The sequence below is a fragment of the Marinobacterium ramblicola genome, assembly GCF_019084545.1.
Lineage (GTDB): Bacteria > Pseudomonadota > Gammaproteobacteria > Pseudomonadales > Balneatricaceae > Marinobacterium_D > Marinobacterium_D ramblicola.
This window is the reverse complement of record NZ_JAHREP010000010.1, coordinates 83281-97177: the sequence shown is the minus strand read 5'-3', so window position 1 is coordinate 97177 and position 13897 is coordinate 83281. Positions and strand designations below refer to the sequence as shown.

At 59.5% G+C, this 13897-nt stretch carries 16 protein-coding genes; all 16 read left to right on the top strand.

Annotation, left to right across the window (positions count from 1 at the left end):
• The first annotated feature begins 1 nt into the window (after nt 1).
• Genes KQ940_RS09525 through KQ940_RS09450 form a run of 16 tightly spaced genes read left to right on the top strand, consistent with a single transcriptional unit; the run spans nt 2 to nt 13871 of the window.
• Nucleotides 2-817, top strand: coding sequence for a lysophospholipid acyltransferase family protein (locus KQ940_RS09525; RefSeq protein WP_246589921.1), 816 nt, complete (start codon nt 2-4; stop codon nt 815-817).
• A complete protein-coding gene (locus tag KQ940_RS09520) occupies nt 762-1022 on the top strand; it encodes a phosphopantetheine-binding protein (protein WP_217413286.1) in 261 nt (86 codons plus the stop codon). The genes KQ940_RS09525 and KQ940_RS09520 overlap by 56 nt, the downstream gene beginning before the upstream one ends.
• A 9-nt stretch (nt 1023-1031) precedes the next feature.
• Entirely contained in the window at nt 1032-1277 is a 246-nt protein-coding gene (locus tag KQ940_RS09515; protein ID WP_217413285.1) for an acyl carrier protein, read from the top strand.
• 5 nt (nt 1278-1282) lie between these two features.
• Nucleotides 1283-1822, top strand: coding sequence for a COG4648 family protein (locus KQ940_RS09510; RefSeq protein ID WP_217413284.1), 540 nt, complete (start codon nt 1283-1285; stop codon nt 1820-1822).
• Nucleotides 1819-3513: an ApeI family dehydratase gene (locus KQ940_RS09505; RefSeq protein WP_217413283.1), complete on the top strand. Its 1695-nt coding sequence runs from the start codon at nt 1819-1821 to the stop codon at nt 3511-3513. The genes KQ940_RS09510 and KQ940_RS09505 overlap by 4 nt, the downstream gene beginning before the upstream one ends.
• Entirely contained in the window at nt 3491-4258 is a 768-nt protein-coding gene (locus KQ940_RS09500) for a glycosyltransferase family 2 protein (protein WP_217413282.1), read from the top strand. The genes KQ940_RS09505 and KQ940_RS09500 overlap by 23 nt, the downstream gene beginning before the upstream one ends.
• Nucleotides 4251-5228 (top strand): lysophospholipid acyltransferase family protein, encoded by a 978-nt coding sequence (locus KQ940_RS09495; protein WP_217413281.1) that lies wholly within the window; start codon nt 4251-4253, stop codon nt 5226-5228. Before KQ940_RS09500 ends, KQ940_RS09495 begins: the two co-directional genes overlap by 8 nt.
• A 12-nt stretch (nt 5229-5240) precedes the next feature.
• Nucleotides 5241-5654, top strand: a complete 414-nt coding sequence (locus KQ940_RS09490) for an acyl-CoA thioesterase (RefSeq protein ID WP_217413280.1) — start codon at nt 5241-5243, stop codon at nt 5652-5654.
• Entirely contained in the window at nt 5654-6214 is a 561-nt protein-coding gene (locus KQ940_RS09485) for a LolA family protein (protein WP_217413279.1), read from the top strand. Before KQ940_RS09490 ends, KQ940_RS09485 begins: the two co-directional genes overlap by 1 nt.
• A 47-nt stretch (nt 6215-6261) precedes the next feature.
• A complete protein-coding gene (locus KQ940_RS09480; protein WP_217413277.1) occupies nt 6262-8529 on the top strand; it encodes an MMPL family transporter in 2268 nt (755 codons plus the stop codon).
• On the top strand, nt 8526-9758 hold the full coding sequence (locus KQ940_RS09475; RefSeq protein WP_217413272.1) for an NAD(P)/FAD-dependent oxidoreductase: 1233 nt from the start codon (nt 8526-8528) through the stop codon (nt 9756-9758). The genes KQ940_RS09480 and KQ940_RS09475 overlap by 4 nt, the downstream gene beginning before the upstream one ends.
• Nucleotides 9746-10300 (top strand): DUF3261 domain-containing protein, encoded by a 555-nt coding sequence (locus KQ940_RS09470; protein ID WP_217413270.1) that lies wholly within the window; start codon nt 9746-9748, stop codon nt 10298-10300. Before KQ940_RS09475 ends, KQ940_RS09470 begins: the two co-directional genes overlap by 13 nt.
• A gap of 7 nt (nt 10301-10307) precedes the next feature.
• Entirely contained in the window at nt 10308-11471 is a 1164-nt protein-coding gene (locus tag KQ940_RS09465; protein ID WP_217413268.1) for a beta-ketoacyl-[acyl-carrier-protein] synthase family protein, read from the top strand.
• Nucleotides 11471-11923, top strand: coding sequence for a hotdog family protein (locus KQ940_RS09460; RefSeq protein ID WP_217413266.1), 453 nt, complete (start codon nt 11471-11473; stop codon nt 11921-11923). The genes KQ940_RS09465 and KQ940_RS09460 overlap by 1 nt, the downstream gene beginning before the upstream one ends.
• Complete coding sequence (locus KQ940_RS09455) at nt 11920-12645, top strand: 3-ketoacyl-ACP reductase FabG2 (protein ID WP_217413264.1); 726 nt, start codon at nt 11920-11922, stop codon at nt 12643-12645. The genes KQ940_RS09460 and KQ940_RS09455 overlap by 4 nt, the downstream gene beginning before the upstream one ends.
• The gene (locus KQ940_RS09450) at nt 12645-13871 is read left to right on the top strand and encodes a beta-ketoacyl-ACP synthase (protein WP_217413262.1); all 1227 of its coding nucleotides are present in this window, start codon (nt 12645-12647) and stop codon (nt 13869-13871) included. Before KQ940_RS09455 ends, KQ940_RS09450 begins: the two co-directional genes overlap by 1 nt.
• Nucleotides 13872-13897: the final 26 nt, after the last annotated feature.

Here is a 13897-nt window from a genome sequence, read left to right as displayed (position 1 = left end):
CTTGCTGGCGCGTATTAATCATCTCTGGCGCTGGTGCGGTACCGCCTTCAGTTTCCTGATGTTCGGCGTTGGCGGCATTCTGCTGCCGATCATCGTTGTTCCGGTGTTGTATGCCATGCCGGGGAGTGTCGAGCAGCGTGAAGCGCGCGCGCAGCGCGTGATACATCATGCCTTTCGCTTCTATATCGGCATGATGAAGTTTTTGGGTGTGCTGAGTTATGAGCTGGAAAACGTCGAAAAACTGCGCGATGCGCGGCTGATTCTGGCCAATCACCCCACGCTGATCGACGTGATTTTTCTGATCGCGTTGGTGCCGAACGCAAACTGTGTGGTAAAGGGGAAGCTGATTCGCAATCCCTTTACCCGTGGGCCGATCAAGACGGCAGGGTATATCGTTAACGAAGACAACGAGAAGGTGATCGGTGCAGCGGGAGAGGCGTTTGCCAAGGGACATGCCTTGATCGTCTTTCCGGAAGGGACGCGGACAACGCCGGGCACGGACCTGAAGCTTAAGAGAGGCGCCGCCAATGTGGCTATCCGCACGGCCGCTGATATAACGCCGGTGTTGATCAGCTGCACGCCCACTACCCTGACCAAGCAGGATCGCTGGTACCAGGTGCCGGCATCAAGGGTCCATATTCGTATTCGTGTAAATGACACCATTCCGGTGGCGCCTTACTTACATGACATTACCCCATCCCTGGCGGCTAGAAAGCTGACCGCGGATCTCGCCGATTATTTTGGTAAGGAGTTGAAAGTTTATGAGCAGTCTGCAGTTGGAAGTGAAGCAGATGATTATCGATGCGCTAGATCTTGAGGATATCGAGGCCAGCGAGATCGACGATAATGAGCCGCTCTTTGTGGATGGTCTGGGGTTGGATTCGATCGATGCACTGGAGATAGGCTTGGCGCTGCAGAAGCGTTATGGCATCAAGCTGAAAGCCGATTCCGACGAAACCCGGAAACATTTTGCCAGCGTCAATGCACTGGCTGCACTGATCCAATCTCAAGCAGAACAGTAAGTAACTACTATGTCAGATCAGGAAAAAATCTATCAGCAGATCGCAAAGGTTCTTGAGGAGCTTTTTGAGATCGATCCGGACGACATCCACCCCGAGGCGAATCTCTACCAGGACCTGGATATCGACAGCATCGATGCGGTCGATCTTGTCGTTGAATTGAAGAAAATGACCGGCAAAAAGATCAAGCCGGAAGATTTCAAATCCGTACGTACGGTGCAGGATGTCGTCACCGAAGTTGAGAAACTGTTGAGCTGAGCCTGATGCCGATCCGGGTGCTTGTCACACTGCTAACCCTGAGTTACCCCTTTCTGGTGTATTGGGGATTGCACAGCTTTGACGCTCTGGTATTGCTGCCGGCACTGCTCGTGATCCTGCTGCTGCGTTGGCTGGGCGATGAAAAGGGGCGCGATCGAGTGGTAATAATCAGCAGCGCGATTGGCGTCCTGGCGGTGACACTGCTGTGGGATGCGCAGCTGGGGCTCAAGTTTTACCCGGTGCTGGTCAACCTGGGGCTGCTGATCCTGTTCGGTAGCAGCCTGTTCGCCTCGCAGACTCTGATTGAACGCCTGGCACGCATCAAGGAGCCCGATCTACCCCGAGAGGGGGTGGCGTACACGCGCAAAGTAACCCGAGCCTGGTGCCTGTTTTTTGTACTCAATGCTGCAGTGTCGGCTGCAACCGTGCTCTGGGCATCGGATGAGATCTGGATGCTGTACAACGGTCTGATCGCCTATATCCTGATCGGCTTGATGTTGGCTGTGGAGTGGCTGGTGCGTCAGAGGGTCAGGAAGCAGTCATGACCGCTTTGATTCCTCTGTCTGACTGGCTGCGCCAGGCGCCGGACCAGCCGGTGGCGACAGATGCCACGGGAGCGGTGTCGCGGGCCGAGCTGCTGGCCAGAGTTGCCCACTGGTGCCAGGTGTTGCCGACCCGTCCAGGGCAGCGCTGGGCGGTTTATCATCAGGATACGCTTGAGTTTCTGGCGCTGCTGCTCGCGCTGTGGCAGCAGCAGTGCACCGTCTGTGTACCGGGCGATGACCGGCCGGCTACCATTGAGCGGCTGCAGCGGCGCGTGGATGGTTTTGCCGGTCAGTATCCTGAGTACTTGTTGCCGTATCAGTCTAACGCTTGCGCGCCGTGTTCGATGCCCGAGTGGCGAACGTTGTCGCCCGCTTTCCCGGCGCTTGAGATCTTTACCTCCGGCTCCAGCGGCGAGCCGAAACCGGTACTGAAAACCTTTGCTCAGCTCGAGAGCGAGCTGGCGGCTCTGGAGCAGTTGTGGCCGGGAGAGAACGAGGCTGTCATCCTGACCACGGTCAGCCACCAGCATCTCTATGGCCTGACCTTCCGTCTGTTCTGGCCGCTTTGCAGGGGGCAGTTGTTTGAGCGGGATGCCTGCCAATTTACCGAAGATATCTACCGTAGAGCGCGGCAATACCCACAGTTCGCCCTCGTTTCAACTCCGTCCCACCTCGGTCGGTTAAACCCCTCGCTGGATTGGTATAGCCTGCGGCCGAAGTGCCGCGGCGTGCTCTCCTCGGCCGCGCCTTTGCAGCGGCAGGATAGTTTGCAGGTGTCGGATCTGTTGGGCGTGCCGGTGCGTGAAATCTATGGCAGTTCGGAAACCGGGGCGGTGGCCTGGCGGGCTCAGTGCCGGCAGGCAGAAGCCCGCTGGGCACCGGTTCCGGGTATCTCGATGGCGCTTAACCCCGATTCGACGCTGACCCTGCGCGCGGCGCAGATTTCGGGTGGAAGTCAGACGCTGTCTGACCGGGTGGAACTGGATCCGGACGGGTGCTTCCGACTGCTGGGGCGCACCGATCGAATCGCGAAAATAGAGGGGAAGCGGGTATCTCTGGCGGAAGTGGAGCGAGTTGCCGAGCAGCACCCGTTGATCAAAACAGCCAAGGCTTTGGCTTTGTCAGGTAGGCGTGTCGAGATCGCTCTGGTGGCCCAGCTGACTGACCAGGGGCAGGACCATCTCCGGGGGCAGGGCAAAAGAGGGCTAGCACGCGCGCTTCGCGAGGCGTTCAAGCCTCATTTCGAACCGGTGGCGCTGCCGCGACGTTGGCGGTTCGTGGAGCAGATGCCTTACAATCAGCAGGGAAAAATTACGATGGATTCGTTGATGGCGCTGTTTCATCAAGAAGAGACCAAATGGCCCGAGCTGATCAGTCAGGCCGCCACAGAGCAGGGCGCTGAGCTTGTGTTACGGATACCGGCGGAACTGGTTTATTTCGATGGGCATTTTGCCGGCAATCCGATTCTGCCGGGCATTACCCAGGTACATTGGGCGGCTCATTATGGTCATCAGCTACTCGGTTCCGGCGGCGTTTTCTGCCGCCTGGAAGCGGTCAAGTTTCAGCAGGTGATCTTCCCCGAGTCGGAAGTGTCGTTGGAGCTCGAGTACTCGGCTGAAAAGAGGAAGCTGAGTTTCCGTTATTACTCAGACAGGGGAGTGCACTCCAGTGGACGGATCTGCTTCAACTGAACAAACCTTCAGGGCTGCCATTGTCATACCGGTGTACAACCATGAAGAGGCGATCGGACCCACGCTGGCCAATGTGCTGGAGTATGGTTACCCGGTGTTGCTGGTGGATGACGGCAGCTCACCGGCCTGTCGCGATGTGCTGATCGATCTCGACCGTGAATATGGCGACCGGGTTCACCTGATCCGGCTGGAGCGCAATGGTGGCAAGGGCGCGGCGGTAAAGGCCGGCCTTCGGCAGCTGCTGAACATGGGCTATACCCACGGGGTTCAGATCGATGCCGATGGCCAGCATGATCTGAATGATCTGCCGCTATTTATGGAGATGGGCCAGACCTCGCCGGACGCGCTGGTCACGGGCTATCCTCGCTATGATGAGACGGTACCGGCACTGCGCTACTACGCCCGCTATCTGACCCATGTCTGGGTCTGGATCAATACCCTGTCGTTCAAGATCAAGGACACCATGTGCGGGTTCAGGGTCTACCCGCTGGCACCGGTAGTCGAACTGCTGGATCGCGAACCCTGCGGTAACCGGATGGAGTTCGACCCCGAGGTGATCGTACGCTGGGCCTGGCGGGGGCTGCCGATCAAGAACCTGCCGACCCGGGTGCACTACCCGCTGGACGGTGTTTCGCACTTCGATGCGGTCAAGGACAACCTGCTGATCTCGCTGATGCATGCACGGCTGTTCTTCGGCATGCCGGTGCGCCTGCCCTCGATTATCAGGCGGCGTCGCAATGGCTGACAGTAGCAAACACTGGGCAGGAATCGGTGAAGCCGGCACGCTGCTGGGTATGAAAACTCTGCTGCTGGCCTATCGACTTTTTGGCCGGGCAGGGTTCAGGGTGTTTCTGTTTCCGGTGATGAGCTATTTCTACCTGACCCGCCGGGCATCGCGGCAAGCCTCCAGAGGCTATCTGGCGCGCGTGCAACGGCTGTTGCCGGCAGAGCAGCGTGGCGCGCTGACACCCTTCCGGCATTTCTGGTGTTTCGGCGAGATTCTGCTGGATAAGCTGCTGGTCTGGATGGGGCATATCCGCCACCAGGATGTGGTGTTCGCCACCCCTGAGGTATTTGACGAGGTGGACAAGAGCCGCAGTGGCGGCATCATCATCGTATCCCACCTTGGCAATACCGAAGTCTGCAGCGCCCTGGCGCATCAGTTGCCGGGTATCGGCATTACCATGCTGGTGTACACCCGGCACGCTGAGAAGTTCAATCGGCTGATGAAGCAGGCGAACCCGGATGCGAGCATCAATTTGATGCAGGTGACCGATATGTCGCCGGCCACCGCCATGCTGTTATCGGAACGTGTCCAGGCTGGTGAGTATGTGGTGATCGCCGGTGATCGGACTCCTGTCAGCGGCCGTGCTCGTACCTCGACGGTAGAGTTTATGGGCGATCGGGCCGAGTTTCCCCAGGGTGCGTTCATTCTCGCCAGTCTGTTGCGCTGTCCGGTGTATCTGATGTTCTGCCTGAAGGAGTCCGGCCAGTACCACCTCTATCTGGAAAAGTTTTCCGAGCACCTGTCACTGCCGCGCAAGGAGCGCGCTGAAGGTCTGCAACAGGCGGTGCAGCGCTACGCCGACCGTCTGACCGCCTACTGTTGCCGGGCGCCGCTGCAATGGTTCAATTTTTTCCCCTTCTGGCAGGCAGACCAGGAGCCGCAAACTTCGCCCGTGCCCGAAAAACGTCAACTCGACAGCCGTTCATGATCAGGAATACGCATGGTTAAAGCTGAAGTCACCCTGGAAATACCCTTTCATGATGTGGATGTCATGCGGGTCGTCTGGCATGGGCACTATGCCAAGTATCTTGAGATCGCGCGCTGCGCACTGCTCGACAAGATCGATTACAACTGCCCGCAGATGGAGGCGTCCGGTTACGCCTGGCCGGTTATCGACATGCGTATCCGTTACGCCCAGCCGTTGCGGTTCCAGCAGAAAATAGTCGTGGAGGCCGAGTTGGTCGAGTGGGAAACTCGCTTGAAAATCAATTACGTAATAAAGGATTTGGCGAGTGGGCAGCGCCTGACCAAGGCGTACACGGTTCAGGTGGCGGTGGATGTCGAAAGCGGTGAAATGCTCTATGCCTCACCTGCTGTACTGCTGCAGAGGCTGGGGTTGGAGCTGGAGCTATGATGCGTGTGCTTGTACTGCTGTTCTCACTTCTGGCCGTTCTGCCGACGGCGGCGCTGGCCGATCTTCGCGAGCTGGAGGCACTGATGGAGTCTCCAGCCAGCCTCAGTGGGCGTTTCGAGCAGGTCAAGTATCTGGCGGCGCTGGATACCGAGATCGCCTCGTCGGGGCGATTCGCTTATGAGCGTGACAGCGAGATCCGCTGGCAGACACTGGAGCCGATCGAAAACATGCTGAGACTGACACCTGCACGTATCACCAGCGAACAGGCGGGGACGGTACTGTCGCAGTTGGAAACGCGAAACAACCCGGTGGTTGCGCTGTTCAGCGATATATTCTTTGGCGTCATGACAGCGCGCTGGAGCACTTTGGCCGAGCATTTCGACATGCAGACCCGGATTGCCGAGTCGCACTGGCAGGCAACCCTGATGCCGAAGGCGTCTGAGGTGCAGCAGGTGGTGTCGAAGGTTGAGTTGCAGGGTGATCGCTACATGAGGCAGATCGTGCTGCACGAAGCCGGGGGGGACTGGACGCGGATCCGGTTCTACGACATTCAGCAATGACATCGGGTAAGACAAGAGGTCGAACAGCGGCTCTAGGATGGCTGCTGGTGGTTCTGGCACTCTGTTTTAGCGCCTGGCAGAAAGGCGTCGCCTTCGATACCAGCCTGATGGCGCTGTTGCCGGAAGCCGAGCAGCAGCCGTTGATCAAGCGTGCCACCGATCAGCTCGCGGCGAGCTATGCCGATAAGCTACTGCTGGTGGTCTCGGCCGAGGATGAGCTCAAGGCGCAAACGGCCGTCAAGCAGCTGGCGGCGGGTTTGCAGCCCCTGCAGGGTGTCGCCCATCTGACCTGGCTGGTGCCGCCGTCCGAACAGGCGATGGACGATCTGTTTCCCTATCGTTTCATTCTGTTGAGTGAAGAGGTGCGCTCACGCCTGAGCCGTGAGGGCGGAGCGGCGCAGTTCCAGCTTGCCCTGCAACGGCTGCTGAACCCCCTGTCCGGTTTTACTCTGGCGCCGTTGCGTGATCCGTTCAGCCTGTATACCGACCTGATGCTGTCGTTGCAGTCAGACCTCCCGGTCCGCATCGAAAACGGACTCCTGCGTCTGGTTGCTTCGGAGCAGCCAAGCTACCTGCTTACCCTGGAATTGCTGCAAGATCCGTTCAGTCTGCCGGTGCAGCAGGCGGTCAATAAGGTGCTGGAACCTTTGTTGCTGGAGCAGCGCCAGAACGGAATCACGATTCGGTGCTCGGGACTTCTGCTGCATGCGGCGGCTGGTGCCGAACAGGCGCGGGCGGAGATGTCGAGCATCGGCCTGGGGTCGCTGCTGGGTATTGTCCTGCTGATACTGGTCGTGTTTCGCAGCCTGTTTCCGTTCTGGCTCGTGCTGCTGCCGGTGCTGGTCGGCTCTCTGGTCGCCGTCGCGGTCACCCTGTTGCTGTTTGGCCGTATTCACCTGATTACCGCTGCCTTTGGCGCAGGCCTGATCGGTGTCGCCGTTGACTATGCCCTGCACTTTATCTGTGAGTCCCGGGTAGTACCGGAGCGGACGATCAGCCGATTGTTTGCAGGGCTCCTGTTGGGCCTCCTGTCCAGTATCGCAGCCTATGCAGCTCTGGCTCTGGCGCCTTTCCCCGGCTTGCGCCAGATGGCGCTGTTTTGCGTGTTGGGGCTGGTGGGCGCCTGGATCACCGTGCTGCTCTGGTTACCGCTGCTCAATCGGCAGCGTCTTAACTCACCGCTGGTCGCTGCCCAATGGCTGGACCGCTGGCGTAACGCCTATCCCCGTGTCGAGAACACGCGCTGGTTGATGCCGCTGCTGCTGGTACTGGGGCTGATAAGCGGCGCAGTGATCTGGCAAGGGGGGGCTCGTGATGATATTGCGTTACTGCAGACCTCTCCCAAAGCTCTGTTGGATGAAGACCGGCAGGTACAGTCATGGCTGGGTAATGGTAGCAGCGCGGCGTTCCTGCTCATCAGCGGCCGGAACTTTGAGCAGGTACTGCGCACGGAGGAGCGGCTGCAGCCGCGCTTGGCGCAGCTTCAGGGTCAGGCGTTGTTAGCGGGTTACACTGCGCTGTCCCAGGTGCTGCCGTCGCAGCAGCGACAGCGGGAGAACGCGGCGCTGGTGCAGGAACTCTACGCGAATCACTGGCCGCAACTCGCGGGCATACTGCAGCTGTCCCGGCAGCAGTCAGAACAGGCGCAAGCGCTGATGGAGCAGGGGAGCGAAGCGCAATTGACTCCACGGCGTTGGCTTGAGTTGGCTGCCAGTCAGGCCTGGGCTCCCCTCATCATCAGCAGTGGAGACGGAGAGGCCGCTACGGTCATCCGTCTCCAGGGCACGATGAGTCCGGCACTGAAACAGGCGCTGATCGAGCTGGCGGCAGCGGAACCGGAGGTGTTTTTTGTCGACCGGGTCAGCGACATCAGCGAATTGATCACGCGCTATCGCAGCGAGATCATCGACTGGCTGCTGCTGGCCTACACCGGCGTGATGCTGATGCTGATGCTGCGCTACCGATGGCAGTTCTGGCGGATCGTGCTGCCGCCGCTGTTGGGCTCCCTGATCACCTTTGCCGGTTTTCTGCTGCTCAACGACGGCTACAACCTGTTTAACCTGATTGCACTGATGTTGGTGCTGGGCATAGGGCTGGATATGGGGATATTCCTCAGCGAGTCCAGCGACAGCGATCACACCTGGCTGGCGGTGAGCCTGTCGGCGGTGAGCAGTCTGCTGGCTTTCGGATTGCTGGCGTTGAGTCAAACGCCGGTGTTGTATCACTTCGGAATCATCGTGTTGCCGGGTCTTGCGCTGACCTGGCTGTTGGCACCGCTCATGCGTGCACCCTCTACAGGAGAGACTAAACAATGACAGAGTTACAGGGACGTTATGATGTGGTCGTGATTGGTGCCGGTCCCTCCGGCGCCGTCGCGGCGACCCTGTTGGCCAACTATGGCCACCGGGTATTGATACTCGAACGGCAATACTTTCCCCGATTCTCCATCGGCGAGAGCCTGCTGCCTCAGAGCATGGAGTTTCTTGAGCAGGCCGGACTGTTGCAGGCAGTGGTAGAAGCCGGTTTCCAGTATAAGAACGGTGCTGCATTTTGCCGTGGCGAAGAGCATGATCAGTTTGATTTTCGCAAGAAGTTCTCGGACGGTTGGGGCACCACCTATCAGGTGCAGCGCGGCCAGTTCGACAAGATTCTGGCCGACTGCGCCGGTCAGCGTGGTGTCGAGATCCGCTACGGCCAGAGCGTTACGGCGGTCGAGTTGCTGGAATCCGAGGTTGTGGTCGACGTGGTTCCAGACGAGGGGGAGCCCTACCGGGTGGCGGCCGACTTCCTGCTCGACGGCAGCGGCTTCGGTCGGGTGCTGCCGCGATTGCTTAACCTGGAGAAGGCATCTTGCCTGGGCTCTCGCGTCGCGCTGTTCACTCATCTCGAGGACAACATTCGCGATAGCCGGTTCGACCGCAACAAGATTCTGATTACCGTGCATCCGACCAATCCGGAGATCTGGTACTGGCTGATTCCGTTCAGCGATGGCCGCGCCTCCGTTGGTGTCGTGCTGCCAAGAGCACTGTTTGACGACGACAGCATGGCAGAGCAGGCGACCCTGCAGCGTTATATCGCTGAGGGCGGGATGCTCAGTGAGCTCTTGGTCGATGCCCGGTTCGATACGCCGGTCGGCAAGCTGGATGGATACTCCTGCGATGTGGAGCGGCTCTATGGCGAGCGTTTCGCGCTGCTGGGCAATGCGGGAGAGTTCCTCGATCCGGTGTTCTCATCCGGCGTCACCATAGCACTCAAATCGGCAACGTTGGCGGCGGCTGCCGTTCACCGTCAACTTAAAGGGCAGGAGCCCGACTGGGAGCAGGAGTACGCGATACCGCTGAAGGTCGGCATCGATACCTTCAGGGTGTTCGTGGAGGGCTGGTATGACGGACGCCTGCAGGATGTGATCTTCTCCGACAACAAGAGCGAACCGGTAAAGGCGATGATCAGTTCGGTGCTAGCGGGCTATGCCTGGGATCGTCGCAACCCCTATGTCAGTGAACCCGCACGACTCTCGACCCTGGCCGAGTTATGCCGTCGTTGATTCGGTTACTGTGTATCGGCTTGATCTGTCTACTGGCGGGCTGCGCCCTGATCCGCCCGGAGCCTGATTCGGCGGCCGCACTTGTACTATTGCCACCGGAGGAGGGGCCTGCTCCGGTATTGATTAAGCAGAGGGTGGACATACAGTCTCATGATGAGCAGTTGGCTTTCCTCGTCGTGGGTCGGTTTGAGCCGCAGCAGGTCAGGTTGGCTGCGCTGCTGCCGACCGGACAGCCGCTGACGACGCTGGATTACGACGGCGAGACGTTGAATCAGAGGGTTTCGATGCCGGTGAACCTTCCCGGCGAGTCGATTCTGGCGACGATACAGTTTGCCCTGTGGCCGGAGCGGTCGCTGCGCAAACATTACCGGCCCGAGCAGGGTTGGGCATTGAGCACAGAGACCGGCAGGCGCCAGTTGTGGCATCATGGCGTGCTCCTCCTCGACATCGTGTATGACGCGGATATCACGCGGGTGTACAACCATGCGCAGGAGTATAAGGTCAGGATAGAGACGCTTGAGGCAATGGACTTAAGGACGTAGAGCAGCGATGCGGTGCTATTTAAACGCCATGGCGATGGTCAGTGCCATGGGAGACAGCCGACAGGCGGCAAGTGAACAACTGAGCTCAGGGGATGCGGGCCTGACGCTGAGCGATCAGTTCAGCCCCGGTCAGCCTTTGCCGCTGGGGATCTATACCGGTGCCTTACCCAGAGTCACTCTGCAGGCGCCACACTGGCACAGCCGCAACAACCGCATGGCGCTGGCAGCACTGAGCCAGATAGAGGGGGCGGTTGACGACGCCGTCGGCCGTTTCGGGCGGCAGCGTATCGGCGTAGTGATCGGGACCTCTACCTCGGGTATCGGCGACAGCGAAGCACACCTGAAGCAGCGCGCGGCGACGGGTGAGATACCACAAGAGTACGATTACCGCCTGCAGGAGATGGGTGCGACCGCCGCTTTTATCGCCGCGCAGTTGAACCTGGCCGGGCCGGTATACGGCATCTCGACCGCCTGTTCCTCCGGTGCCAAGGCATTGGCATCGGCCCGACGGCTGTTACGAGCCGGTGTCTGCGATGCGGTGATTGCTGGTGGTGTCGACACCCTGTGTCACCTGACCGTGCAGGGTTTTTCCGCGCTGGAAGCGGTCAGCGATACGCCGTGCAACCCGTTCAGTGTCAATCGCCAAGGCATCAATATCGGTGAAGGAGCGGGCTTGTTTCTGGTGACGCGCGAGCAGGGGCCTGTGGAGCTCGCCGGTGTCGGCGAAAGCTCGGATGCCCATCATATCTCGGCACCCGATCCCAGTGGCGCCGGCGCGATCCGCTGTATGCAGGCGGCGTTGATGGATGCGGGTCTCTCTCCAGACGCTATCGGTTACGTCAATCTGCATGGTACGGCGACGACACTGAACGACCAGATGGAGGCGCGGGCGGTCGGCGAGGTGTTCGGTGGCGCTGTGCCCTGCAGCTCGACCAAGCCACTTACCGGACATACCCTGGGTGCGGCAGGGGCGCTTGAAGCGGCGATATGCTGGCTGGCGCTGAGCGACGGCTTTCTGCCGCGTCATGTCTGGGACGCACAGCCCGATCCGGAGTTGCCGGCCTTGAATCTGTCAGCCGGTCAGCGGGATGTGCAGAACCTCGAGTACGCCCTGAGCAACTCCTTTGCCTTTGGCGGCAACAATATTTCGCTGATTCTGAGACGAACCTGATGACAGCTGAATTCACAGTAGATGAACTGGTACCTCACTCCGGGCAGATGAGCCTGCTGTCGGAGATAACCGGTTATGGCGAGGATTGGTTGTCGGCCGCGGTCGAGATTAAGCCAACATCCATGTTTGCCGACGAGAAGGGGGTGCCGGCTTGGGTCGGGCTGGAATATATGGCGCAGGCGATCGGCGCCTACGCGGGGCTGCAGGAGCGCAAGCAGGGGCGGGAGCCGAAACTGGGCTTCCTGCTGGGCACCCGCAAATACAGCATAGCGGTCGATTACTTTACGCCAGGTCATAGGATCGAGTTGAAGGTGACCAAGAACATGGAAGCGGAGAACGGCTTGTGTGCCTTCGACTGCGAACTGCGAGGAGAGGGGTTCGAGGCGGTTGCCAGTCTGAATATTTTCCAGCCGGACGATGCGGACAGATTTTTACGGGATGCGCAGCAATGACAAAGACAGTTTTGGTGACCGGCTCCAGCCGGGGTATCGGCAGGGGGATCGCATTGCGCCTGGCCCAGGACGGATACGATATCGTACTTCATTGCCGTTCCGGGCTGGACGCAGCGCAAAGTGTTCAACAGGAGATAGCAGCCCTGGATCGCCAGGTGCGTATCCTGCAGTTCGATATCGCTGATCGGGACCAATGCCGCACTGTGCTGGAGCAAGATGTGGAGGCGCATGGCGCCTATTACGGCGTTGTCTGCAATGCGGGTGTGGCCCGCGACAACGCCTTCCCGGCGATGCCGGAAGAGGAGTGGGACCTGGTACTGAAAACCAATCTGGATGGCTTCTATAACGTGTTGCATCCGCTGGTGATGCCGATGGTCCGACGTCGGCAGCCCGGACGTATCGTGACCCTGTCGTCGGTATCCGGTGAGATGGGCAATCGCGGCCAGGTGAATTACAGCGCCGCCAAAGCGGGTATTATCGGCGCGACGAAAGCGCTGGCCGTTGAGCTGGCAAAACGCCGGATCACGGTGAACTGCGTCGCCCCCGGACTGATAGAAACCGAGATGACCGAGCATCTGCCGCTGGATGAAGCACTTAAAATGGTTCCGATGCAGCGGGTAGGCAGCGTTGGCGAGGTGGCGGCAACCGTCAGCTTCCTGATGTCTGACGGGGCTGGCTACATCACCCGGCAAGTGATCTCGGTAAATGGTGGAATGCATTGATGAAACGGGTTGTTGTAACAGGTATGGCGGGTCTCTCACCGGTCGGCAACGATTGGCAGACGATCCGGGAAAATCTCGCCGCCGGGCGTAGCGGTATCGTCAGAATGGATGACTGGGACCGTTACGATGGTTTGAACACGCGGCTGGCGGGCCCGGTACGGGATTTTGTCATGCCGTCCCACTACACCCGCAAAGCGCTGCGCAGCATGGGGCGGGTAGCCCAGTTTGGCGTTTATTCGACAGAGCTGGCACTGCGTGATGCCGGTCTGCTCGGTAGCGATCAGCTCGGCAATGGCCGCGTCGGCATCGCCTACGGCTCATCGGCCGGCGATACGCGTGCGTTTGTCGACTTTGGCAACATGCTGATGAACAGCACCGCAGACGGACTCAACGCCAACTCCTATATCAAGATGATGGCGCACACCGCTCCGGTGAATATCGGCGTCTACTTCGGTATTCGTGGCCGGGTTATCACCACGTCGAGCGCCTGTACCTCGGGTAGCCAGGGTATAGGTTATGCCTATGAATCGATCAAGTCCGGCAGCCAGGATGTCATGATTGCCGGTGGCAGTGAGGGGTTGTGTGCCACCGAGGCTGCCGTGTTCGATACCCTCTATGCCACCAGCGTCAAGAATGACAGTCCGGAGCTGACCCCCCGCCCGTTTGATCGCGATCGCGATGGGCTCGTCATCGGGGAGGGGGGCGGTGCCCTCATACTTGAGGAGTTGGAGCATGCTCGTGCCCGTGGCGCCAGGATCTACGCCGAGATCGTCGGTTTCGGCACCAACTCGGATGGCAGCCATGTGACCCAGCCCAGCGCCGAGACGATGGAGATCGCGATCCGCCAGGCGCTGGAGGGGGCCGCGCTGTCGCCCACTCAGATCGGTTATATCAGCGCCCACGGCACGGCGACCGATCGCGGCGATATTGCCGAGAGTCAGGCAACGGCGGCGGTATTCGGCAATGCGACACCGATCAGTTCGCTGAAGAGCTACACCGGCCACACGCTGGGGGCCTGCGGTGCACTGGAGGCCTGGAGCACAATCGAGATGATGAACGAGGGCTGGTTCTGCCCCACCATCAATCTGGACAATGTGGATCCGGAGTGTGCCGACCTGGATTACCTGATCGGCGAAGGCCGCCGGATCGATACCGAATATGTGATGAGCAATAATTTTGCTTTCGGCGGGATAAATACGTCGCTGATTTTCAAACGATGGACCTGAATTAAGCCTCGATAAAAGGAGTTGAG

Bases quoted from the DNA above. Each gene is read 5' to 3' on its own strand.
- KQ940_RS09490 (WP_217413280.1), top strand. From the start codon at position 5,241: ATGGTTAAAGCTGAAGTCACCCTGGAAATACCCTTTCATGATGTGGAT.
- KQ940_RS09465 (WP_217413268.1), top strand. From the start codon at position 10,308: ATGCGGTGCTATTTAAACGCCATGGCGATGGTCAGTGCCATGGGAGAC.
- KQ940_RS09495 (WP_217413281.1), top strand. From the start codon at position 4,251: ATGGCTGACAGTAGCAAACACTGGGCAGGAATCGGTGAAGCCGGCACG.
- KQ940_RS09455 (WP_217413264.1), top strand. From the start codon at position 11,920: ATGACAAAGACAGTTTTGGTGACCGGCTCCAGCCGGGGTATCGGCAGG.
- KQ940_RS09510 (WP_217413284.1), top strand. From the start codon at position 1,283: ATGCCGATCCGGGTGCTTGTCACACTGCTAACCCTGAGTTACCCCTTT.
- KQ940_RS09475 (WP_217413272.1), top strand. From the start codon at position 8,526: ATGACAGAGTTACAGGGACGTTATGATGTGGTCGTGATTGGTGCCGGT.
- KQ940_RS09470 (WP_217413270.1), top strand. From the start codon at position 9,746: ATGCCGTCGTTGATTCGGTTACTGTGTATCGGCTTGATCTGTCTACTG.
- KQ940_RS09515 (WP_217413285.1), top strand. From the start codon at position 1,032: ATGTCAGATCAGGAAAAAATCTATCAGCAGATCGCAAAGGTTCTTGAG.
- KQ940_RS09520 (WP_217413286.1), top strand. From the start codon at position 762: ATGAGCAGTCTGCAGTTGGAAGTGAAGCAGATGATTATCGATGCGCTA.
- KQ940_RS09460 (WP_217413266.1), top strand. From the start codon at position 11,471: ATGACAGCTGAATTCACAGTAGATGAACTGGTACCTCACTCCGGGCAG.
- KQ940_RS09485 (WP_217413279.1), top strand. From the start codon at position 5,654: ATGCGTGTGCTTGTACTGCTGTTCTCACTTCTGGCCGTTCTGCCGACG.
- KQ940_RS09505 (WP_217413283.1), top strand. From the start codon at position 1,819: ATGACCGCTTTGATTCCTCTGTCTGACTGGCTGCGCCAGGCGCCGGAC.
- KQ940_RS09450 (WP_217413262.1), top strand. From the start codon at position 12,645: ATGAAACGGGTTGTTGTAACAGGTATGGCGGGTCTCTCACCGGTCGGC.